The organism is Fictibacillus sp. S7 (assembly GCF_004127935.1).
Classification (GTDB): domain Bacteria; phylum Bacillota; class Bacilli; order Bacillales; family Fictibacillaceae; genus Fictibacillus_C; species Fictibacillus_C enclensis.
Genome location: NZ_QJKL01000001.1, coordinates 4,199,361 through 4,221,941 on the forward strand (window position 1 = coordinate 4,199,361; position 22,581 = coordinate 4,221,941).

23 protein-coding genes and 1 riboswitch are annotated in these 22,581 nt (G+C 42.6%); of the genes, 15 read left to right on the top strand and 8 right to left on the bottom strand.

Annotation, left to right across the window (positions count from 1 at the left end; genetic code table 11):
• Positions 1–88 precede the first annotated feature (88 nt).
• Positions 89–1,168 (top strand): AbrB family transcriptional regulator, encoded by a 1,080-nt coding sequence (locus DMO16_RS21345; RefSeq protein WP_129479961.1) that lies wholly within the window; start codon positions 89–91, stop codon positions 1,166–1,168.
• A gap of 63 nt (positions 1,169–1,231) precedes the next feature.
• Here DMO16_RS21345 and DMO16_RS21350 read toward each other — a convergent pair whose 3' ends face one another.
• The 3 genes from DMO16_RS21350 to DMO16_RS25270 form a co-directional block, all read right to left on the bottom strand.
• Positions 1,232–2,437 (bottom strand): MFS transporter, encoded by a 1,206-nt coding sequence (locus DMO16_RS21350; RefSeq protein WP_129479962.1) that lies wholly within the window; start codon positions 2,435–2,437, stop codon positions 1,232–1,234.
• A gap of 6 nt (positions 2,438–2,443) precedes the next feature.
• The gene (locus tag DMO16_RS21355) at positions 2,444–2,854 is read right to left on the bottom strand and encodes a MarR family winged helix-turn-helix transcriptional regulator (RefSeq protein ID WP_241840623.1); all 411 of its coding nucleotides are present in this window, start codon (positions 2,852–2,854) and stop codon (positions 2,444–2,446) included.
• A gap of 157 nt (positions 2,855–3,011) precedes the next feature.
• Positions 3,012–3,143 carry a hypothetical protein gene (locus DMO16_RS25270; protein ID WP_276203856.1) on the bottom strand — a complete coding sequence of 44 codons (132 nt, stop codon included), beginning with the start codon at positions 3,141–3,143 and terminating at the stop codon, positions 3,012–3,014.
• 496 nt (positions 3,144–3,639) lie between these two features.
• Between DMO16_RS25270 and treP the strand changes: the two genes are divergently transcribed.
• The 6 genes from treP (at position 3,640) to DMO16_RS21385 (ending at position 11,037) form a co-directional block, all read left to right on the top strand.
• Positions 3,640–5,049, top strand: a complete 1,410-nt coding sequence (gene treP / locus DMO16_RS21360; protein ID WP_129479964.1) for a PTS system trehalose-specific EIIBC component — start codon at positions 3,640–3,642, stop codon at positions 5,047–5,049.
• Positions 5,050–5,121: 72 nt separating this feature from the next.
• On the top strand, positions 5,122–6,786 hold the full coding sequence (gene treC, locus DMO16_RS21365; RefSeq protein WP_129479965.1) for an alpha,alpha-phosphotrehalase: 1,665 nt from the start codon (positions 5,122–5,124) through the stop codon (positions 6,784–6,786).
• 25 nt (positions 6,787–6,811) lie between these two features.
• Positions 6,812–7,528: a trehalose operon repressor gene (treR, locus tag DMO16_RS21370; RefSeq protein ID WP_129479966.1), complete on the top strand. Its 717-nt coding sequence runs from the start codon at positions 6,812–6,814 to the stop codon at positions 7,526–7,528.
• Between the two features lie 131 nt (positions 7,529–7,659).
• Positions 7,660–8,493: an STAS domain-containing protein gene (locus DMO16_RS21375; RefSeq protein WP_129479967.1), complete on the top strand. Its 834-nt coding sequence runs from the start codon at positions 7,660–7,662 to the stop codon at positions 8,491–8,493.
• A gap of 114 nt (positions 8,494–8,607) precedes the next feature.
• Positions 8,608–9,807, top strand: a complete 1,200-nt coding sequence (locus DMO16_RS21380; protein WP_425590046.1) for a NupC/NupG family nucleoside CNT transporter — start codon at positions 8,608–8,610, stop codon at positions 9,805–9,807.
• 207 nt (positions 9,808–10,014) lie between these two features.
• Positions 10,015–11,037, top strand: a complete 1,023-nt coding sequence (locus DMO16_RS21385; protein ID WP_061972935.1) for an STAS domain-containing protein — start codon at positions 10,015–10,017, stop codon at positions 11,035–11,037.
• 67 nt (positions 11,038–11,104) lie between these two features.
• On the opposite strand, the gene DMO16_RS21390 is transcribed toward DMO16_RS21385, so the two are convergent.
• Positions 11,105–11,308 (bottom strand): hypothetical protein, encoded by a 204-nt coding sequence (locus DMO16_RS21390; protein ID WP_061972082.1) that lies wholly within the window; start codon positions 11,306–11,308, stop codon positions 11,105–11,107.
• 208 nt (positions 11,309–11,516) lie between these two features.
• On the opposite strand from DMO16_RS21390, the gene yunB reads away from it, so the two are divergent.
• On the top strand, positions 11,517–12,251 hold the full coding sequence (gene yunB, locus DMO16_RS21395) for a sporulation protein YunB (RefSeq protein WP_164988984.1): 735 nt from the start codon (positions 11,517–11,519) through the stop codon (positions 12,249–12,251).
• A gap of 105 nt (positions 12,252–12,356) precedes the next feature.
• Entirely contained in the window at positions 12,357–13,130 is a 774-nt protein-coding gene (locus tag DMO16_RS21400) for a GDSL-type esterase/lipase family protein (RefSeq protein WP_061972084.1), read from the top strand.
• A gap of 39 nt (positions 13,131–13,169) precedes the next feature.
• Here DMO16_RS21400 and DMO16_RS21405 read toward each other — a convergent pair whose 3' ends face one another.
• The 3 genes from DMO16_RS21405 to DMO16_RS21415 all read right to left on the bottom strand — a co-directional run bounded on the left by DMO16_RS21405 (position 13,170) and on the right by DMO16_RS21415 (position 14,682).
• Positions 13,170–13,370, bottom strand: a complete 201-nt coding sequence (locus DMO16_RS21405) for a KGG domain-containing protein (RefSeq protein ID WP_061972085.1) — start codon at positions 13,368–13,370, stop codon at positions 13,170–13,172.
• A gap of 164 nt (positions 13,371–13,534) precedes the next feature.
• Complete coding sequence (locus DMO16_RS21410; protein ID WP_061972086.1) at positions 13,535–13,840, bottom strand: DUF3243 domain-containing protein; 306 nt, start codon at positions 13,838–13,840, stop codon at positions 13,535–13,537.
• Positions 13,841–13,944: 104 nt separating this feature from the next.
• Positions 13,945–14,682: a hypothetical protein gene (locus tag DMO16_RS21415; protein WP_061972087.1), complete on the bottom strand. Its 738-nt coding sequence runs from the start codon at positions 14,680–14,682 to the stop codon at positions 13,945–13,947.
• A 242-nt stretch (positions 14,683–14,924) separates the two neighbouring features.
• Between DMO16_RS21415 and DMO16_RS21420 the strand changes: the two genes are divergently transcribed.
• The 6 genes from DMO16_RS21420 (at position 14,925) to DMO16_RS21445 (ending at position 21,077) form a co-directional block, all read left to right on the top strand.
• Positions 14,925–16,205: an ArsB/NhaD family transporter gene (locus DMO16_RS21420; RefSeq protein ID WP_129479970.1), complete on the top strand. Its 1,281-nt coding sequence runs from the start codon at positions 14,925–14,927 to the stop codon at positions 16,203–16,205.
• Between the two features lie 158 nt (positions 16,206–16,363).
• Complete coding sequence (locus DMO16_RS21425) at positions 16,364–17,518, top strand: acyl-CoA dehydrogenase family protein (RefSeq protein ID WP_129479971.1); 1,155 nt, start codon at positions 16,364–16,366, stop codon at positions 17,516–17,518.
• 187 nt (positions 17,519–17,705) lie between these two features.
• A complete protein-coding gene (locus DMO16_RS21430; RefSeq protein ID WP_129479972.1) occupies positions 17,706–17,927 on the top strand; it encodes a hypothetical protein in 222 nt (73 codons plus the stop codon).
• Between the two features lie 84 nt (positions 17,928–18,011).
• Positions 18,012–18,347 carry a metal-sensitive transcriptional regulator gene (locus tag DMO16_RS21435; RefSeq protein WP_241840624.1) on the top strand — a complete coding sequence of 112 codons (336 nt, stop codon included), beginning with the start codon at positions 18,012–18,014 and terminating at the stop codon, positions 18,345–18,347.
• Between the two features lie 24 nt (positions 18,348–18,371).
• Positions 18,372–18,578: a copper chaperone CopZ gene (gene copZ / locus DMO16_RS21440; protein WP_061972092.1), complete on the top strand. Its 207-nt coding sequence runs from the start codon at positions 18,372–18,374 to the stop codon at positions 18,576–18,578.
• Between the two features lie 81 nt (positions 18,579–18,659).
• Entirely contained in the window at positions 18,660–21,077 is a 2,418-nt protein-coding gene (locus DMO16_RS21445) for a heavy metal translocating P-type ATPase (protein ID WP_129479973.1), read from the top strand.
• 190 nt (positions 21,078–21,267) lie between these two features.
• On the opposite strand, the gene DMO16_RS21450 is transcribed toward DMO16_RS21445, so the two are convergent.
• A complete protein-coding gene (locus tag DMO16_RS21450) occupies positions 21,268–22,158 on the bottom strand; it encodes a sulfite exporter TauE/SafE family protein (protein ID WP_061972094.1) in 891 nt (296 codons plus the stop codon).
• A gap of 228 nt (positions 22,159–22,386) precedes the next feature.
• Positions 22,387–22,495: riboswitch (SAM riboswitch) on the top strand.
• Positions 22,496–22,581: the final 86 nt, after the last annotated feature.

Genomic DNA, 22,581 nt, shown 5'->3' on the forward strand with positions numbered 1-22,581 from the left:
GATTTGCAGGACGAAGTAAAGAATAATCTGGTAAAATATAAACAATACAAACTAATATCACGGTTAATGAAAGAAGGATGTTATACCGATGAAACAACACGGCAATGATATAGTTGATATTTTCCGTACTGCTATGATTGGGAGTGCCGGTGCTCTTTTGTTTTTGTTGATACATAGCCCGCTTCCCTGGCTGTTGGGGTCACTCACCGCCGTTGTGCTGGTGAGAAAATTCCTGAAACTTCGATTGAAGTGGCCGGTTGGCTTCAGGCATACCGCCATCATATTTTTGGGAGCGATGCTTGGTACATCATTTACGTCAGGCACCATCAAAGAGATGGGTTTGCAATTTCCATTTATGGCGGCATCCACAGTCATCACGGTGCTGTTTTGCCTGGTACTGGCTTATTTCACTGTGAAACATATCAAAATTGATCTGGCCAGCAGCATATTTGGAAGTGTACCTGGTGGAATGTCTCAAGTCGTTGTGATGAGTGAGGAAACAAAGGAGGTTGATACGACCACCGTTGTGCTCATGCAGACGATCCGATCGGTTTCTGTCATATTTTTTGTACCCTTTTTAACGATTCATGGCATAGGAGGTGACGCCCGTCCTTCTGTGTCTCCACATGTCAATAGTGCTGATACAGGAAGCTGGACCCTCTATGCCTTATTCGTAGCGATAGCGCTTATAGGTGCATGGGCGGGAAGAAAAGTTAAACTTCCTGCCGGTTTTTTAACCGGCCCGTTGATTGCAGTCGCGCTCACAATGTTAACCGGTCTTGATGCACCGCATATTCCGTCTTATCTTTTAATTATTGCCCAGGTTTTTTTAGGGATACATATTGGACGTCAGTTTAATCCTCAAATGGAGGGCAAGATAAGAAAACTTGGGTTTTACACGATTGGCAACAGCCTGCTTCTTGTTTTATTTTCACTGCTGATTGCATTTCTTCTTACAAAATGGACACCGATGAATTTTACGACTGCATTTTTAAGCGCAGCGCCGGGTGGAATTGCTGAAATGGGTGTAACGGCATCAACCGTCCATGCGGATCTTTCCATGGTGACCAGTTATCAGCTGTTTCGTATCTTTTTTATCATGTTCGCTGTTTTGCCATTCGCACAATGGGGTGTGAAAAAGTGGAAAAAACTGGAGGGAACAGCCTGAAAAAAGCTTGAAGAGCCATCAATCGATGATTCTTCAAGCTTTTTTGATTTCGGTCAATTCAGATTACGCCGTTCTTTGTTCTGATTGGGAGGAGCGTTTCTTTCTCTGCCAAATGGAAACAACAAGATAAAGAACAAGGAACAATCCCATAAATAGAGCAGAAATGCGGTACATTCCTGAATAATCGGCATGCATGGCAATTACACCAAGCAGCATGGAGCCGGCGGCAACACCAAAATCCAGTGAATTAAAGAACATGCTGTTTGCAAGACCACGCTGCTCGACAGGAACTTCCTTGATCATCCATGCCTGAATGGACGGCTGAATCATTCCGTAGCCCAGTCCATAAAGAAGGGCAGCCAAAATTATATATAAAGTGGACGTCGCCAGGGAAAGGGTAACCAGACCGCCCATTGTAAAAACAGCTCCTGCAATCATGATGCCAAAGTGGCCTTTGCTGTCAAAAATCCTACCGGAAAAAGGCCGGACAAGAAAAATTGCCAACGCATTAAATAAAAAGAAGCTGCCGATATGGGAGAGGTGAGCTTCTTTTCCATAGAGGGCAAGAAAGCTCAATAATCCCCCATAGGTAACGGAAAGCAGCAAATTCAACAATCCCGGTAAAGCAATCTTTTTTAATGCAGCACCGGTATTCTTTTTTGATGAGGAAGTAGAGGCTGCGGATCCGGCTTGGGACAAGTCCACTGACCGATTGGCAAATGCAAGGGGAAAAATAAGAATAAGTACGAGGGTACCTGCAGTAGTCAATGTTCCGAAACCGAAGCTTCCAAGTAACGAAAGGCCAATGATTGGCCCGATGGACATGGCCAGGCTGGTGGAGAGACCGAAATATCCGATACCTTCACCCATCCGGTGCGGCGGGATGACATGTGCGGCCATGGTTGGCAGTGTTGTACTTGCCAATCCGAAACCAATACCAAATAGTACCCGCATGACGAGGAGAAGGGCAATCGAACCGCACCAGTAGTAACCGGCTGTTGCCAATACAGCAATCGCGGCACCTGTGTACAGAATGATGGATACTTTTCCTTTTCGCAGGATACCTGCAGCAAAAAAACGTGTAGCGATGGCCGATAAAGCAAAAAGACTTGTTACCAGACTAACGGTAAAATCACTGGCATTAAACGCATCTTTCGTATAAACAGGGAACGAGGGAAGAAGCATTTGCAGGTTAAGAAATAAAAGCAGGTTACACAGGGTGATCAGAATAAATTCCTTGCTCCACAGTTTTTCTTGATGGGTATTCAATAAACATTACTCCTTACTATTCATTGCTGCATCAATATTTTCATTCATTTGGTGCAGCCATTGTTTTATTTGTTCAATCTGCTTTGGCTCCAATCCGGCGACCACTTCATTCATGGTGCTTTCTTCAATAGGGGCGATGTGTTCCGTGATCTCTCTTCCTTTGTCGGACAGGGAAACAATAAAGGCACGGCGGTCATTCTCGCTCATTTGCTTTTGAATCAAGTCTTTTTTTATAAGCAAATCCAGAATACGGGCTGTGGTCGGCTGATCCTTGGCCGTCCGGCGCGCGAGCTCTTTTTGGTTGATGCCCCGTCCTTTATGCAGCTGATAAAGGACAGACCATTGCTCCGGCGTTACGTCATATTCCCGAAATCGGTGCATAAGCAGGTGAATGATTTTTCGGCTTGTTTGGTTCATTAAAAAGCCAATTGAAACATGCTGATTTGGAGAATCCATCTTTGAATTTTCCTTTCTTAACAAAATAATTGTCATAACAACTATAAGTTTAACATGTAAATCAAAAAATGCAAGACAGTAAAAAACCTCCGCAGGCAAACCTGCGAAGGCGAAAGGGCTATACCCATTTATATATGAGTTTTTGATAAATTTTATCTGCTGGTTTTTCGGTATCAGGGTAAATATCGATAATCATCATTTTTTCACCGTCAATGTTTTTTTCGAATGATTCCCCAATCCATACCTTCATTTTTTTGCACTTCCAAAATCGTTTTGAACAGCAAGCAGCGACGTTCGAGAACAGAAGTCAATATTTACTCCTTGCTTTTGAAGTTTTTCAATAAGCTCCTTTAATTTTTTTGTCATTCCATCTCATTCCTTTTTATTAGAATTATGGTCAACGGTTACTTATTTCATCTGGTCTTATCATGCTGCCGGTCATTGCTTATCATACTCTTAGTATAACGGGGGCAAGTCGTTTTAGTTGACTTTTGAAAAAAATCACACAACTATCTTTTTCCGTTCTAAAACGAATGCCAAATAAAAGTGTTGACCAACCTGTATATACAAGTTACAATGAAAAATGTAGTACATGTATATACAAGTTTCGCTTTTGTTTGAAAGCGATTTAATCGTTAAAAACCGTTAGAAACACAATCTAATAAATATAAGCTTTGGCAATTTAACGTTTGTACAGAGCTTTTTTTGAAAAAGATGTTGTAAACGGTAACAAGGGGGAAATCAATATGGATATCAGACAAACAGCGGAACAGATTACAGAAGCTGTAGGCGGCAGGGAAAATATCGCGGCAGCGACACATTGTGTAACCCGGCTTCGCTTTGCGCTGAATGATGAGTCAAAGGTTAATAAAGAAATGCTGGAGAACATTGATGCGGTCAAAGGGTCATTCTCCACTAATGGCCAATTTCAGGTGGTGATTGGCCAGGGAACGGTTGATAAAGTATACCAAGAATTGGTTGCGGTTACAGGCATCGGTACAGCAACAAAGGAAGACATTAAAAATGCAGCTGAAAGGAAATTGAATCCTCTTCAAAGAGCTGTTAAAACGTTAGCGGATATTTTTATTCCAATCCTGCCTGCCATTGTAACAGCTGGTCTGTTAATGGGTATCAATAATATTCTTACAGGCCCTGGTATTTTTTACGATGGAAAGTCATTTGTTGATGTGAATACCGCGTGGAAAGATTTCGCGGATATGATCAATGTGATCGCCAATACGGCTTTTGCATTCCTGCCTGCACTGATTGGCTGGTCCGCTGTCAAAAAGTTTGGCGGCAATCCTTTGCTTGGAATCGTGCTCGGGTTGATGCTCGTCCATCCAAGCCTGCTGAATGCATGGGATTATGGTAAAGCGCTTGAAGCAGGAAAAGTGCCGCACTGGAATTTGTTCGGCCTTGAAATTCAAAAGATCGGATACCAGGGACAAGTTCTGCCTGTTTTGCTGGCATCCTATGTACTCGCTAAAATTGAAGTGTTTTTAAGAAAAAAGATTCCTGATGCGTTTCAATTGCTCGTGGTTGCACCCGTCGCTTTGCTCGTTACAGGATTCCTTTCTTTTATCGTGATTGGTCCGATTACATTTGGAATTGCGAACTGGCTCACAGATGGACTTGTTGGTATTTTCGATCAATATGCAGCTTTAGGCGGCTTGATCTATGGCGGAATCTACGCCTTGCTTGTTGTAACAGGTATGCATCATACCTTTCTCGCTGTTGACCTTCAGCTTATTGGCAGCAAGGGGGGAACGTTTTTATGGCCGATGCTGGCTCTTTCAAATATTGCGCAAGGATCTGCAGCACTGGCGATGATGTTCCTTTCTAAGGATGAAAAAGTGAAGGGCTTATCCTTTACTTCTGCTATTTCAGCTTACCTTGGAATAACTGAACCTGCGCTTTTTGGGGTGAATTTGCGCTTCAGGTTCCCGTTTATCTGTGCCATTATTGGTTCAGCCATTGCGGGCATCCTGATTACAGTAAATAAAGTACAAGCCTCTTCCATAGGGGTAGGCGGTATACCCGGATTTCTATCCATCTTTCCTGACAAATGGGGACCATTCTTTCTCGGCATGGCCATTGCCATTGTGGTTCCGTTCGTATTAACATACGTGTTCGGAAGGATAAAAAAAGTAAAATAGATGACATGTGAGCTGGCTCCGATAATCTGAGCCGGCTTGACATAGTTTTAAATCACGTAAGGCGGTGGCAATGTGAAACAACCATGGTGGAAAAAGTCGGTCGTATATCAGATTTATCCAAAAAGCTTTAAGGATACGACCGGCAATGGAACAGGCGATTTGAACGGAATTATTGAAAAGCTTGATTATTTAAATGTTCTTGGGGTCGATGTGATTTGGCTCACCCCGATCTATGAATCACCACAAAAAGATAACGGCTATGACATCAGTGATTATTACAAAATTCATGAAGAATATGGTTCAATGGAGGATTTCGAGAAACTGCTGTCGGAAGCGCATCAACGGGACATTAAAATCATCATGGACATCGTGGTCAACCATACATCAACCGAGCATGCCTGGTTCAAACAAGCACGATCATCAAAAAATAACGAATTCAGGGATTTTTACATTTGGAAAGACAAGCCGAACAACTGGAAATCCAAATTTGGCGGTTCGGCATGGAAATATGATGAAGTGACCAATCAGCATTATCTTCATCTGTTTGACGTAACACAAGCGGATTTGAACTGGGAAAATGAAAAGGTTCGTGAAAAAGTTTATGAGATGATGAACTTCTGGTTTGATAAAGGTGTGGATGGCTTCAGGCTGGATGTGATTAATCTGATCTCCAAAAATCAGGACTTCCCTGATGATGACGGTACAGTAAAGCCGGGAGACGGCCGGAGATTTTATACAGACGGACCCAGGGCTCACGAGTTTTTGAAGGAAATGAACAGAGAAATCTTTTCGAAGCATGAGAGTTTGACAGTGGGAGAGATGTCTTCCACTTCCATCGATCACTGCATTCAGTATTCAAATCCTGAAAGCAAAGAGCTTAGTATGACCTTTAATTTTCACCATCTGAAAGTGGATTATCCTGACGGCGAGAAATGGACAGTCGCCGATTTTGATTTTGTAGCACTGAAACGAATTTTATCGGAGTGGCAAATCAGGATGCATGAAGGGGGAGGCTGGAACGCCTTGTTCTGGTGCAACCATGATCAGCCGAGAATTGTTTCCCGCTATGGAAACGATAGAGAGTACAGGGAACAATCAGCGAAAATGCTGGCTACCGTAATTCATTGCATGCAGGGAACCCCATACATTTATCAAGGGGAAGAGCTCGGAATGACGAATCCCGGTTTTGAGCGTATTAATAAATACCGGGATGTTGAAAGTTTAAACATCTATAAAGAATTAACTCATGCAGGGATGAATGAGGAAGAAGTTCTGGCCATTTTGAACCAAAAATCCAGAGACAATTCACGGACTCCGGTTCAATGGGATTCCACGGAAAATGCCGGATTTACAACAGGCACCCCGTGGATCGATGTAGCGCAAAATTATAAGGACATCAATGCTGAAAAAGCCGTACAGGATAAAAATTCAGTATTCAGCCATTATCAAAAATTAATTTCCATGAGAAAAACGATGAATATTTTCACCGATGGCGACTATCAATGGATCGATGAAGAACACCCCGCCATTTTCGCGTATACAAGGAATACAGAAAATGAAAGCCTGATGGTGGTGAATAACTTTTATGGAACCGACGCGGAATGGGTTCTTCCGGAGGGAATTGAGTTTGTCCCCCATAAAGCAACCGTTCTGTTATCTAACTATGAGGATTCACCAACCTATGCGAAAACGGTACTGAGACCCTACGAATCCATTGTTTATCATATAAAAAAGTAGTGATAGAATATTCTTGGTGGTAAACATGAAAACAAATAAATACCTGATGATCTATCAGGAAATTTCACAGCAGATTGAAAGAGGAGAATGGGCTCCCGGAGTTCAGCTGCCTTCGGAAAACGAGCTTGCCGAACGATATGAGACCTCCCGTGAAACCATTAGAAAGGCATTAACTCTTTTGGCGCAACGAGGTTTTATTCAAAAAATCCGGGGGAAAGGTTCCATTGTACTCGATTTAGCAAAATTTGATTTTCCGGTATCCGGTCTTGTCAGCTTTAAAGAACTCGCATTAAAATCCGGAAAGTCCTGGAAAACAGAAGTCCATGAGCTGGATGTGGTGACACCGGACCGCTTTCTGCAGCAACAGTTAAAAGTAGAGAGAGAAGACAGAGTCTGGAAAGTAACAAGAGTAAGGGAAATGACCGGGGAGAAAATTATCCTCGATAAGGATTTCTTTAACCAGCAATATGTAAAAGAGCTAACCTATGAAATTTGCGAAAATTCGATTTATGAATATATCGAGAATGAGTTGGGGTTAAACATCAGCTTTGCCAAAAAAGAAATTGTGGTGGAACAGCCGACGGAAGAAGACCGTGCGCTATTGTCTCTCGATGGTTTTCATAATGTTGTCGTGGTGAAAAACCATGTATACCTGGATGATGCCAGCCTGCTGCAATATACAGAATCCAGGCACCGCCCCGATAAATTTCGTTTTGTTGACTTTGCCAGAAGAAATCATTAATTCTTCCAGACAGTGTACATCCATTGTCTGGATTTTTTGTTGGTGCCTCATAATACCGGAGGAAGGTCCCAGTAAACCTGAAAAAATGTTAGAATAGATATGGATACTCGGACAACAGAGGAGGGTACACATTGGCAATCGAACATGATTTACAGGAATTTATCCTGCAGAACAACGATACATTAAGCAATGAATGGGTAAAGCTGCAGGAGCAAAAGTTAACCCCGTATAATGCTTCAGCAGAAGATACAAGCAGCGAGAGACTGGAGCAAAATCGGATGTTTAACCAGATTATTTCCGGGATTTTTGTAAGTGACAATGTTAACTTTTCTGCATGGTCGGAACAAGTGGCTGTAAAACGGGCGAATCGGAATATTCCTCTCCATGAGACGCTCGAGAACTTTAAAAACTACAGAGTGGTCTTCTGGGAATGGATTATGAAGTTCGTCCGTGAAAACGAAGATTCCATTTCTTTGGAATTGCTTGGAGAATGGAGCAGAAAAGTAAACAGCTGCTTTGATCATGTGATTGAGCTTTTCACCATTTATTTTCAACAGGTCAGTGATGCCCGGCTTCATTCACAGCAGCAGATGATCATGGAATTGAGTGCCCCGATCATTCCCGTGTACTCGAAGATCGGTGTTTTGCCGCTAGTCGGTGAAATTGACACCTATCGGGCTCAAATGATTAAAGAGAGCAGCCTGGATAAATCCACAGAGTTAAAGCTGGAGCATTTAATTATCGACCTTTCCGGTGTGCCAATCATGGATACAATGGTGGCCAATGAGCTGTTTCAGGTCGTAAGGGCGCTCGCGCTGCTTGGCATTCAAACGACGGTTACCGGGATTCGTCCTGAAATTGCCCAGACGGCAGTACAGCTCGGAATTGATTTTTCCAACATTTCAACCTACGCTCATTTGAGCCAGGCGCTTCCTGTCATTGTAAACGAACATGAACTTTCATAAGGATTCTTCTCACAAAACCACCTTTTTGTATAAGGTGGTTTTTGTTTTGAGCGAAAACCTTGTACAAGGATAAAGCAGGGCGGATTAGGGGTAGTATAAGTTTATGTGCTCAATATGGACGTTGAAGGAGGTTACATTTTGAAGTATGCTATCTTTCTTTTAGGTCTGGCAGTGGTATTCATACTGGCATATCTCGTAAGCAATAATCGCCGCCAGATTAAGTATAAGCCCATTCTTATCATGCTGGTCCTGCAAATTGTGCTGACATATCTTTTATTAAATACGGGGATAGGTCTGGTTCTTATACGGGGCATCGCCAATTTGTTTGAAAAACTTCTCGGTTATGCAGCCGATGGTGTAAATTTTGTCTTTGGTGGTATTGCCAATAAAGGAGCCATGCCGTTCTTCTTTAATGTTCTGCTTCCGATTGTGTTTATATCGGTATTGATCGGAATTGCCCAGCATTTACGAATTCTCCCCGTTATTATCAAGTGGATTGGATGGCTTCTGAGCAAGATAAACGGGTTGGGGCGGCTTGAGTCCTATAATGCTGTAGCATCTGCCGTTTTCGGACAATCAGAAGTCTTTATTTCTGTGAAAAAGCTGCTAGGACATATGCCGCAACACCGTCTGTATACACTTTGTACATCAGCCATGTCAACGGTTTCTGCATCCATTCTCGGCGCGTATATGACGCTGATCGACCCCAAATATGTGGTGACCGCACTCATGCTCAATCTGCTTGGCGGCTTTATTATTGTAAACATCATCAATCCATATGAAGTAAAAGCGGATGAAGACATTATTGAAATCCAGGAAGAAAAACAGACGTTTTTTGAAATGCTGGGTGAGTACATTATGGATGGATTTAAAGTGGCCATTATTGTCGGTGCGATGCTGATCGGGTTTGTTGCCCTCATCAGCGCCATTAACGATTTATTCAATCTGGCGTTTGGCATTACGTTTCAAAAGTTGCTCGGTTACGTATTTGCGCCTTTTGCCTTTATTGTTGGTGTGCCCTCTTCAGAAATTGTGACGGCTGGCACGATTATGGCGACCAAGCTTGTTTCCAATGAGTTTGTGGCTATGCTGGACTTGGCCAAAATTAAAGGACTTTCTGAACGAACGTTGGGAATTGTGTCGGTATTTCTGGTTTCATTTGCGAACTTTTCTTCCATTGGGATCATTACCGGGGCTGTGAAAGGCCTCCATGAGCAAAAAGGGAATGAAGTAGCAAAGTTCGGGCTCAAATTACTGTATGGTGCAACCTTAGTCAGCCTTTTATCGGCAACAGTGGTCGGAGTCATGCTTTAAAAAGAAATAGTTTTATTTAAAAAGGCTCGTAAAAATGAATAAATAAGGGCGTTTTGTAATTGGACATATTGCTTTTTTATGGAAAGAAGACGTTATTGCATGATTTTTTTATTTAACTTTAGTAAAATAAAGTGTGGCAAGTTGCAACGTTTGCTATTTTACAGGCCATAAAGGATGGTTGCTGGAGGTTCCGAAAGGATGGCTGCAATGAATAACTTGGAAAGTAAGCAGATTAATGTAGGCAGAGCCCATTTTGGTTGGGAGCCTGGTAAAGGGAGCTTTTTGTTTGAAGGAGAGGATGCTATCCTCTTTTGGATCAACTCTGCTTTTAAAACATTTCTCGATACGATAGAAGAAGTTTCCGGTGATGAGTCGGCCAGTGTTGTTCTTGAAACAACGGGTTACCGTATGGGATTAATCGTTGGAGAGTTTTTTTATAATGAAGAAGCAAGTCCCGAGGAAGTCATTCAAATGCTTCCGGGTATCTATTCTTCGGCCGGATGGGGAACGCTCGATATTGTCCATTTCTGCCAAAATGAAAAGAAGGCTGTATTGCGGATGACCAACAGCTGGGAATACCGTATAAATAAACTGCAGGGCAAGAAAGAACACGGAACATTTATTCCCGGACACTGGGCCGGAGTACTTAGCGGTTTATTCGGTGAAAACATTTGGTATCGTGTGATGTCCAGCCAGTTGGAAGGTAAAGATTTCTGTGAGTTTGAATATTTCCCTTCCTCCATTACGGTTAATGAGAATATCCACGAGTTAGCCCGCCGCAAGGAACAGGTGGAAATTCATAAGCTTGAGACAGTAGTGCACGAGCGTACCAGGGAGCTTTCCGATCTCATAAAAGAAATTTCTTCACCCATCATCCCTGTGTTGGATCATATTGTAGTCATACCATTGCTGGGTAAGTACAATGAAGAGCGTTCAACAGAACTGCTGGAAAAAACAATTCACGAACTACCGAATTACGATCCTGACTTTTTGATTTTGGATGTAACAGGGTTGGATGAAGAAATCAGCGAACTTACCGTTTCTCTTTTTCATCAGCTGATCGCTGCAACCAGCCTGCTCGGAATAAAAACGATCATGGTGGGAATCTCACCGGGACTGAGTATGAAAATGACGCAATCAAACTATCAAACCGCTGAAATCAAATACTTTGCCAACTTAAAACACGGGATCCATTATGCACTAGGTGAAAAAGGAAAACGGATCATATAAAAAAATCGCAGCCATGGCTGCGATTTTTTTATATGAGAAAAACTTTTTTCATTTATTGGTTAAGTTATTAATGAAACGGTGGCGGAATTAACTTTTGAGTACAATTAGGACAATAGGTGTATTCCTCATCGTTGACAAGAGCCTCCACTTTTTCTTCGCTGTTTGTAAAATCTCGATGGTCGATTAAAATTAAATGATGCTGGCAGGATTGACAAATATAAGCCGTTTGGTGAATGACCAGCATATTATGGTCCACGAGATAGCGGGACATAAAAAACCCCCAATAATTTGGCTTGATTCTATCCTAACATATTAATGTTTCAAGGGTATTACAACGGGATCAACCAATTTAAAAATGTTCCCATTTATTTTTCCCCTCACTATCTTCCAAAGAAAAGGTTGTCTTATGGATGAGATTTTTCTTTTTGAAAGGTAATCCTTCCAAAACAAGCATAAGTATTAGTGGAAGGAGGGGTATGATGTTCAAAAAACGGTTTAGGGTGAGACGACGACCTTTTCATGGGCCACTGCCTTTTAAGACAGTAATAAAATATTCCTTCTTAATCTTCGCAGTAATCGTCCTGTTCAGTTTATGGTTTGCAAATAAAGCTGTTGATCCGCTATTAATGAATATTGCTGAGAGTGAAATGAAGGGAATTGCTACAGAAACGGTAAATGATTCGCTTGCAGAGAGTATGAAACGTATAGACCTTAACAGTCTTGTTATTGTTCGTCAGGCAAGTCAGGGAGGCAGCCCGACTTACAGCTTTAATCCTGACACTTATAACTCTCTCATTACCAGCATTACGAAGGATATTCAAAATAAGCTTGGAAATAAAAAAACAAAGCACATGCCGGGCCAGGAAAACTTCCAATCGGTGGATTACTATATTCCGCTCGGAGCCCTGACAGGAAATGCGTTTTTTTCAGATATTGGCCCCAAAGTTCCCGTTTCCATGTCTTTGTTGGGAGAGGTAGAGCCGGAGGTCAAAACAAAGGTAACTGATGCGGGAATCAATAACGTATATTTAGAGATATTTGTTCATATCAAAATGAATATCCAGGTCGTTATTCCTTTTGCCACGCATAAAGAGCCTCTGGAAACTAAAATAAAGCTTGGGGATATTTTTATTCCTGGCAGTGTTCCCGATTACTATGGAGGCGAAAACAAAAGTCTGCCTCCTCCAGCTGTTGTACCTAAAAAAAATGAATAGGACAGGAAACCTACTGCAGTTCTTGTTTATTTTTGAACGAATCCGGGAAATATTCTTTTTTACACAACATGGGAATTCATAAGCTACCAGACGGAGGAGTTCAACATGAAAAAGCAAGTTATACTTATCGCAGCCTGTTTCCTTTTACTTGCAGGAGGTATTCTATTTTCGATCAAACAGCTTAATATTCTTTCTGTTTTCGCTTCTTTTTCTCATTACAAAGACTCGGAGATGAAAAATGAAGGGCGGGATTTTACAATGGTCGCTCTTGGCGATTCCTTATCATATGGAGTCGGGAATTCTGGCAACAGTGGGTATGTGGGGAAGGTGGAAAAGCGATTGGAAGGGCAATTGAAGAAAGAAATTACGGTTGAAGATTACGGTGTTCCAGATGATACGAGTACGCAGCTGCTGAAAAGGATGCAATCTGAACAGCTTAAATCGTCCATAAGCCAGGCTGATATGATTTTCCTGAACATTGGGATGAATGATTATCTTAACAGTTTGATATTGTCAAAGGCGAAACCAAAAGAAGCAGAACAAATCATTCGAAAAGCACTGCTGAACTATGAGCATAATCTAATGGTTTCTTTCAAAAAAATACGAAAAGAAAACCCGAAAGCCCACATTTATATGGTTGGCATTTATAATCCATTTCCGAATCGAACAGACAAGTTGCAGGAAAGCAAGCTGATTCACGAGTGGAACCGCATGGCAGTGAAAGTAATTTCCCGCCAAAAAAACACCACATTTGTTTCGGTTGAGGATGTATTCACGGGTAAAAACAAACAAGTCTATTTTTCTGATGAGCTGCATCCGAATAAAAAGGGATATACTCTCATTGGGAACCAGGTTTATAACCGCCTTAAATTAAACTGAATCAAAAAAAGCAGCTTCAAATCGAAGCTGCTTTTTTCTCTATTGAGTATTGCGGGATGTTCGCCCGCCTTTTTTGCCGATATCTTCATAGAAATCACGATTATGGGCTTTGGATGTTGCCTGTCCGCCCTTTTGGCCGATTTCCTGGTAAAATTCTTTGTCGTGAGAGCGGGAAGTAGCTTCTCCGCCTTTCTTACCGGCTTCTTCTCTGGACATGTTATGATCATTGTTCTTGGCCATTTGAAATCACTCCTTTATAGAATTCATTTTACTTTGGCCGTAGTTATGTGTACCCGGTATGATTTTTCTAAAACATAAAAGTGATTTTCAAATTTTATAGGAGGACAAGAGCGCAATAAAAAAACGCACCAGAACCAATATTAGGTGCGTTTAAACATTCGCTATTATCCTACTAAACGGATGAGCATGTGGGCGAGGGCATGCTGTTGATCTTTGTCGCCGACTTTCCAAAGCTCCTGAAGCAGCTTTTCCTCGGAGTTCTTGGGCTCCTCATGTGCAGCAAGATAACCAGCAACTTTTTCAGCGGCTTTTGCTAATTGCTCTTCGTCTAATCCCAGTTTTTGACCTTTGCTTACTTTGTCGGAAAGATACCCTTTAAATTGCTCAAAATCCTGTAAAATCTGTTCTTTCTTTTCGGAGTCCATTTGTGCTACTTTCTGGTCCACATTGTTTACATTTGTGTCAGCCATTTTTGCATTCCTCCTAAATGTAAGATAGTAGAGTAGTACCCGCTCCGATAAAAAGTCAATCCTGTTTTTTTGAATAAAAATATTACAATTGTTATACAAAATTTCTACAATTTTGCTTCGGGATCTTTTGGTTCTTGCGGTCGCTGATCATGGCGGCTTTCCTCTTTATCTTTTGGTTTCTCTTCTTCTTCGAAGAATTTACTGCGTATTAAGGGTTCATTTCCATAAACGATCAACCGGTCACCTTCCTGAATTTCCTGCTCGTACAAGTTTTCTCGAATCGGCATATCTCCACGGATCAAGAGGATGATGTGAACATCTTCCCCCCGCTTAATTAAGGTATGAACTTTTTTACCCACATAGTGAAAGTCATCCCTTACCTCCAGGGTAGTAATAAAATCATCTTTATCAAAATAAAGTACATCTTTTATAGGCAGTTCGGAAAGTGGATAGCTGTCTTTTGTTTCCTCTTCTATTGTCTTTGAAAAGAAATGCCGGATCTGGGGGATTTTTAAGATAAACAGCAAAACGAGCAAACTTGAAGAAATAACCATGAGTTCCGTCGTTTTAAAATCATTGGATAAAATGTTGCTGATGGAAGAGATGATCACTGCAAGGGAAAAGGCACCAAAAAGGATAAGAAAGGCACTGATCTTTCTCCTGAGGGGATGGTCAATAATCAGCTTTGACTCGTCAGTGGTAAATCCTGTACCGGTCAGCATAGAGATGACCTGATACCGGGAGATGCTTTTTTTCAATCCTGTAAACACCAGTAGGGTAGATGCAATTTCAATGACGAGTCCAACGATAATCAGATAGAGAAGAATAAAAAAATAGCCCATATTTCAGCCTCCATTAGTCCTGTCTCTTCATTTATTCCATTGTTTACGGTTTTTAAAACAAAGAACCCCTGAATTTTGAATGAATTGGAAAAAGATACATTTTCCATCGAAGCCCGCTTCAATACATGTAAAAATTTATTTCCCCTCACGAAAATGTAGAGTATTATTTTAAATAAGATCTATGGCCGGGGCCAGTTTGTGCACGGGTCTTCTTTAGAATAAGCAAAGGAGAAGCAGATATTATGGGACAGCAGGCAATTATTGCACTAAGTATCTTTTTAATTACATACGGTTTAATCATTTCTGAAAAAGTACACCGTACCATCGTTTCCATCCTCGGTGGTGCCCTCATGGTTGCTTTCGGAGTCATTGACCAGGAAGTGGCAATCCACCATATTGATTTTAATACGATAGGGCTTCTTGTCGGAATGATGGTCATGGTGACCATTACCGCCGAAACCGGCCTTTTTAAATTCATCGCCATCTGGGCGGCGAAAAAGGTGAAAGGAGATCCGATCAAAACCTTAATTATCCTTGGACTGATTACAGCAGGGGGATCAGCCTTTTTGGATAACGTAACAACAGTTTTGCTCGTTGTTCCTGTTACCTTCAGTGTGACAAGAAGGTTGAACCTGAACCCGATTCCATTTTTAATGACGGAAATCTTTGCTTCCAACATTGGAGGAACCGCCACGATGATCGGCGACCCACCCAATATTATGATTGGAAGTGCGGTCAAGGAGCTTACCTTTTTAGCCTTTATTAAAAACCTTTCCCTGGTCTGCGCCATTATACTGGTGGTTACCATTGTGATTATGGCTTTCTTTTACCGTAAAGGCTTAACAACGAAGCCAGAACTTGTAGCAAATTTAATGAAACTGGATGAGAAGAAGGAAATTGTGGATCACAACCTGCTTCGCAAATGCCTTTTTGCACTTGGGCTAACGATTGCAGGCTTTTTTCTTCATCAGTTTATTCATGTGGAAACCGCAACCATCGCTCTTTTCGGTGCCTTTTTGCTGTTGCTTATGGCTGGGGAAAAGCATCTCGAGTACGCATTGGAAAAAGTGGAATGGACGACCCTTTTCTTTTTTATCGGATTGTTTGTCATTGTCGCCGGCCTTGTTGAAACCGGCATTATTGCGAGTGTCGCCAAACAGGCGATGGAGTGGACCGGCGGTGATCTTAAGGCAACAACCTTTTTGATTTTGTGGATGAGTGCGATTGCTTCAGCCTTTGTGGACAACATCCCATTTGTAGCCACCATGATTCCCATGATCAAGGAAATGGGGAACATGGGAATCACCAATCTTGATCCGTTATGGTGGAGCTTGGCTCTTGGCGCATGTCTGGGAGGAAACGGCACGCTGATTGGAGCGAGTGCCAACCTGGTCGTGGCTGGTCTTGCGGGCAAAGAGGGCTACCACATTTCTTTTGTTAAATATATGATTATTGGATTCCCACTCATGATTTTATCCATTATTATTTCCAGTGTTTATGTGTATTTGCGTTACCTCATGTAGTAACAAAAACCCCTTCAGTCCAGAAGGGGTTTTTTGCATTTTAATCATGAAAGGCACAAGCATAAAAGTTGATAAGTATACATAAAGGAAGTAGGGTAAATATACTAACACACTGACGGATAAAAGCGGAAACTACTCTAAGAATAGATGGTGAGACCATGATCGATTTTGTTAAAACTGACTTTCAGTACCGATGGATGGAAAAGCTTAAAGAACTACGCTTACAGTTTGCAGAGCGGGCACCTTTACATGATAAGGAGGGTACGTTTCCATTTGAGAATTTTAAAGACCTGGGAGAGGCCGGCTATTTGTCATTGACCGTACCGGAAAAGTATGGAGGACAGGAAATTAGTCTGTACGATTACATTTTATTTCAAGAAGAAATTGCACGGGGAGACGGCTCCACAGCTCTATCTGTTGGCTGGCATCTTGGTGTGGTTATGGATTTGGATGACCGCCAGTCATGGAAAGAGCAAACATTTGAGAAGCTTTGCAAAAGCATTGTTCATTCCAAGAGTCTCGTAAACCGGGCATCGACAGAGCCCGCAACCGGAAGCCCGACACGAGGGGGCAAACCCCAAACAACAGCAGAGCGAAAGGGAAATCAATGGATGTTAAATGGCCGAAAATCTTTTACTTCCATGGCACCGGCCCTGGATTACTCGATCATTTCTGCTTCATTGAAGGATTCGGATCAGGTTTCTTCTTTCCTTGTCTCTCATAAGCAGCCTGGGGTTTCCATTGAAGAAAAATGGGACACTTTGGGGATGCGTGGCACGCGAAGTGATGACCTGGTGCTGAAAAATGTAGCAGTTGAGTCTGAGAATCTCGTGGAAACTGCAGATCAGGAGGGCAATCAGCAGCTGCCAAAAGGCTGGCTTCTCCATATTCCTGCATGCTATCTGGGCATTGCAAGAGCAGCAAGGGACTTCGCTGTTGAATTTGCGAAAACGTATGAGCCAAACAGCCTGAAAGGGCCGATTAAAGACGTCCCTGAAGTGCAGCGGAAGATCGGCTTAATGGATGTGGAGCTTTTTAAAGCCAGACAGCTCATGTATGGCGTGATTGAACGCTGGGAAGCTGAACCGCAAAACAGAAAAAATCTTGGCAGCTCTCTGGCGGCGGTGAAATATGTGGCCACCAACAGTGCGAATGAAGTGGTGGACCTGGCCATGAGAATTGTCGGCGCACACAGCTTGTTCAAGGTTAATCCGCTGCAGCGGTATTATCGGGATGTCCGGGCAGGACTGCATAATCCTCCGATGGATGATGCGGTCATCGCCCTGTTTGCCAGGCAGGCCCTATCTGATTAAACATAGACGGAGAGAGGTGGATGTATCCACCCTCTCTTTTTTAAACTGTAAGAGCATTTTAGTGATGAGTAATCTCTGAACGATTATCACAGTATTTGGGAAATATTGTTGCTAAAGGGTGAAAGGAGAATGGTCATTTAGCGCAGAATATGTTGGTTAATCACTATGATGAAACGGGGTGTACAGGATGAGAAACAGTTCTGAAGAAAGAACGGTACAGATTCTGGGTGAACATTCGCTTAACCTGCTTCACAACAATGGTCTTTTAGTTGTCAGTGAAGACGAATGGACTGAACTCCAAACTGTAAAAAGGGAATCTGAACTAGAAATAAAACGGCTGAAAAAAGAATTGTTTCATGCGGCCAAAAAACTGGCTACCTGGAGATCCTTTGGAAAATCATGCAGCTAATAGCCTGGATGTTATTTTTTATAAGATGGGGTAAAGTAGAAATAAGCTTTGCCCTTTACATAGGGTAGGGGGGTATGGTAAGCTATGAGTAAGGAGATGATTGCAATGGAGATTGAAAAGCAAGATATGCACTGTTCTGCCGAAAGGAAAAGTCATCATTCGGATAAAATGAAAAGCAATCTGCTGACCAGGCTAAACCGTATTGAAGGACAAATACGGGGTGTAAAAGGTATGATTGAACGCGATACGTATTGCGATGATGTTCTTACTCAGCTTTCTGCCATTCAATCTGCCCTCAACAGCGTCGGAAAACTTCTTCTTGAAGGCCATATGAGAAGCTGTGTAGTAGAGCGCATTCAAGAAGGAGAGCTTGAAGTGATAGATGAGCTCTTGATTACTGTAAAGAAATTAATGAAATAAGCCATATTGAAGGAGGATATTACCATGGAGAACGTAACATTGAATGTTAAAGGAATGTCTTGTGCGCATTGTGTGAATGCAGTAGAAGGAAGTGTAGGCAAACTTCCGGGTGTAGAACAAGTTCATGTACACCTTGAAGAAGGAACAGTGGAAGTAAAATATGATGCCAATAAAGTTGGACTGGATAAAATAAAAGATACCATTGATGATCAGGGTTATGATGTAGCCTGACGGTATAAAGAGAAACGTGCGGATGCGCGTTCTCTTTTTGGATAAAAATATACCCTGCAAGGGTATAAAGAGGTGAATTTCATGGAACCCAATCTCAAAGAAACGACTCTGCCAATCTCCGGAATGACCTGTGCAGCCTGTGCGATGCGTATAGAAAAAGGACTGAAAAAGCTGGATGGAGTTGAAGATGCTAACGTTAACCTGGCCTTGGAGAGATCAAAAGTCGTGTATGATCCCCAGAAAACGTCATCCAAACAATTTCAGCAAAAGATAGAAGACCTCGGCTACGGAATTTCAGGAGAAAAAGAAAAGTTAGAGATTACTGGAATGACCTGTGCCGCCTGTTCTGCACGAATTGAAAAAGGGCTGAACAAATTGGAGGGTGTCATTGAAGCCACTGTGAATCTTCCTCTTGAATCGGCAACGGTGAGCTACTTGCCTTCGCAGGTTTCTGCCGCCGATATGATCAGGAAAATAGAAGACCTCGGGTACGGTGCCCGTCTCAAAGAGGGCGAAGGCGAACAAACGGCTCAGCTGAGGGAAAAAGAAATTCAAAACCAGCTCGGCAAATTTCTTTTTTCACTGATTCTTTCCTTGCCGTTGTTATGGGCAATGGCCAGTCATTTTTCATTTACATCCTTTCTTTATGTACCTGCAATGTTCATGAACCCCTGGGTGCAGCTGGCTCTGGCTACCCCGGTTCAATTTGTCATCGGCAAAAAATTTTATAGTGGGGCCTACAAAGCGTTGAAAAATAAGAGCGCTAATATGGATGTTCTTGTCGCACTTGGAACGTCAGCTGCTTATTTTTACAGCCTTTATCTCAGTATTCGTTCGGCTGTCAGAGGACTTCATATGTCTGAACTGTATTTTGAAACCTCCGCTGTATTGCTTACATTAATCATTCTTGGGAAGTGGTTTGAAGCAAGGGCAAAGGGAAGATCTTCTGATGCGATTAAAAAACTGATGGGTCTTCAAGCGAAAACCGCACAGGTCGAGCGGGATGGAAGTCAAGTCGAAGTGCCACTGGCAGAAGTCATCCCCGGAGATTTGGTTTACATCAAGCCGGGAGAAAAGGTGCCGGTGGACGGAGAAGTTGTGGAAGGCCGTTCGGCTGTTGATGAATCCATGCTGAGTGGAGAAAGTGTTCCTGTGGATAAGGAAGCCGGTGACCTTCTGATCGGGGCAACGATCAACCGCAACGGATTCTTAAAGATGAAGGCAACAAAGGTTGGAAAAGATACGGCATTATCCCAGATCATTAAAGTAGTTGAGGAAGCGCAAGGTTCAAAGGCTCCGATTCAGCGGCTGGCTGACCGCATCTCGGGAATATTTGTCCCTATTGTTGTTGGATTGGCTGTCCTGACATTCTTGATTTGGTTTTTTGGAGTTTCCCCTGGTGATTTTTCAGAATCACTTGAAAAACTGATTGCGGTACTTGTTATCGCCTGTCCGTGCGCGCTTGGGCTGGCAACGCCTACGTCCATCATGGCAGGATCAGGAAGAGCAGCCGAGTACGGCATCCTTTTTAAAGGCGGAGAGCATCTGGAAAATACCCATCGCATTGATACGGTTATACTGGATAAAACCGGGACGGTGACCTATGGACGACCGGTTGTTACGGATATCCTGCCAGAAAACGGTATGGAAAAGGAAGAACTGCTGTTACTGGCTGGCAGTGCTGAAAGAAATTCAGAACATCCACTGGCACAAGCGATTGTTGAAGCCATGAAAGAGAAAAAATTAACGGCCCTTCCTTCACGTGAATTTGAAGCATTGCCTGGGCATGGAATCAAAGTTCACATTCAAGGCCGGTCTGTTCTTATTGGCAACCGCAAGCTGATGAAAGAATATGGAATCAACCCTGAAAAAGCCTTTGGAAAAATGAAGGAATTAGAGGAACAGGGAAAAACGGTTATGCTTGTCGGTGTGGAGGGAGGCTTCGCGGGCATGTTGGCGGTTGCTGATACGGTTAAAGAAACATCGAAGGAAGCGGTTGAGCGTCTTAAGGAGATGCATATTGATGTCTGGATGATCACCGGTGACAATGAGCGCACAGCAAATGCCATCGCCCGTCAGGTTGGAATCGAGCATGTGATTGCAGGAGTACTTCCGGAAGGAAAAGCGGAAGAAGTAAAAAATCTGCAGGAAAAAGGGAAAAAAATAGCGATGGTCGGTGACGGAATAAATGATGCACCGGCTCTGGCTTTAGCGGATATTGGAATGGCCATTGGGACCGGTGCGGATGTAGCTATGGAGGCCGCGGATATTACATTAATCCGGGGAGATCTAAACAGCATTGCCGACGCCATTTTTATGAGTCGAAAGACCATTCGCAACATTAAACAAAATCTGTTCTGGGCATTTGCCTACAACGCGATTGGAATCCCTTTTGCCGCTTCCGGATTTTTGGCTCCCTGGCTGGCAGGGGCGGCTATGGCCTTCAGTTCGGTATCCGTTGTGTTAAACGCCTTAAGGTTGCAAAAGATCAAATTGTGAAGGAGGAGTCTGGTGATGCCTGCGATTATCAGAAAATGGGTACTTTCAGCTGCTGGGATTCTGATTCTCATTATGGCAGCTTATGGCTTGTTAACGGGAAAGTGATCACCTATCCTTTTATCGTAAATGTCAAAAAAAAATCCAAAAAAGCTTCGGTCATGCTTAGCATACCGAAGCTTTTTTGTGTGAATCAACCTGTTCTTTTTGAAAGAGAAAGATTGCTGTTTTTTTTGTTTTTACGGAGGCTGTACACGATGCCCGCCACCCATAGTACTCCAAGAATCGTATACACGGACTGTAAAGATGTTCCTGAAACCCCAACCGTTTGAAGGATGGTGCGGGCATTCGTAAAGATAATTAGTCCGCCCACCACAACACCGAGAATATGGGAAGGAATAATCTTAACAAGATAAGCTGCGATCGGTGCAGCAATCAATCCGCCGGCCATAAGGGCAATGACCCACATCCAGTTCACCTGATGCCAACCAAGGGAGATCAGGAAACCGATGGTTGCGGATAAGGCAACCGCAAATTCACTTGTATCAACAGAGCCAATGACTTTTCTTGTAGACGTTCCGTTTTTGGCCAGCAGGACCGGAGTGGCCACCGGCCCCCATCCTCCTCCGCCTGTCGCATCAAGGAATCCGGCAACCAAACCCAAGGGAATGAGCTGCTTGCGGCTGAACGCTTTTTCGTGCTCCGTTACTTTATTGTTCTTTTTAAATAAAAAACGGTAAAGAATATAAAATCCTAGAAATAGCAGGAAAAAGGATACATAAGGCTTTACAATGTCACCGGGAAGGCTTGACAAGAAGCAAGCGCCAGTGAAGGCACCGATTGATCCCGGAATAATAAGCCTATAGATAATCTTTTTATCCACATTTCCAAAGCGTATATGAGAAACCCCGGAAGCTGCAGTAGTTACGACTTCAGCAAAATGCACGGAAGCCGAGGCAACGGCGGGTGCGATTCCGAAGGCAAGCAGCAGGGAAGTTGAAGTCAGTCCGTAGGCCATACCGAGCGATCCGTCAATGAGTTGGGCCACGAGGCCGATTAGTGCCAAGACAATCAATTTTTTCATGGTTTACTCCTCCTGTCACGTAAAAAAAAAGACTCCTAACTACTGTTTGTTAAGAGCCTTCGGTTTTTCCGATCAGCTTAGTGTGATTAAATTAATATTTACTATATTCAATAACAGTGAACTCTGTCAATAATATTTAAACAAATTTTCAATAAATTTTTTTAATCCGATAAGAATAATAGGGTTTCCTTTATAATAAATATGTGGTATTATTTAAAAAAATAAAAAAACTTATCCAGAGTGGTGAAGGGAACTGGCCCGATGAAACCCGGCAACCTGCAATTTTTGCAAGGTGCTAACTCCAGCAGAATGTTTATTACATTTTGGAAGATAAGGTAATATGTTTACCTCGTCAGCCTTTCCGAAATGGGAAGTTTTTTTTATTGTCCAAAAGCGAGCAAACCAGAGAATAAGGAGGTTCTG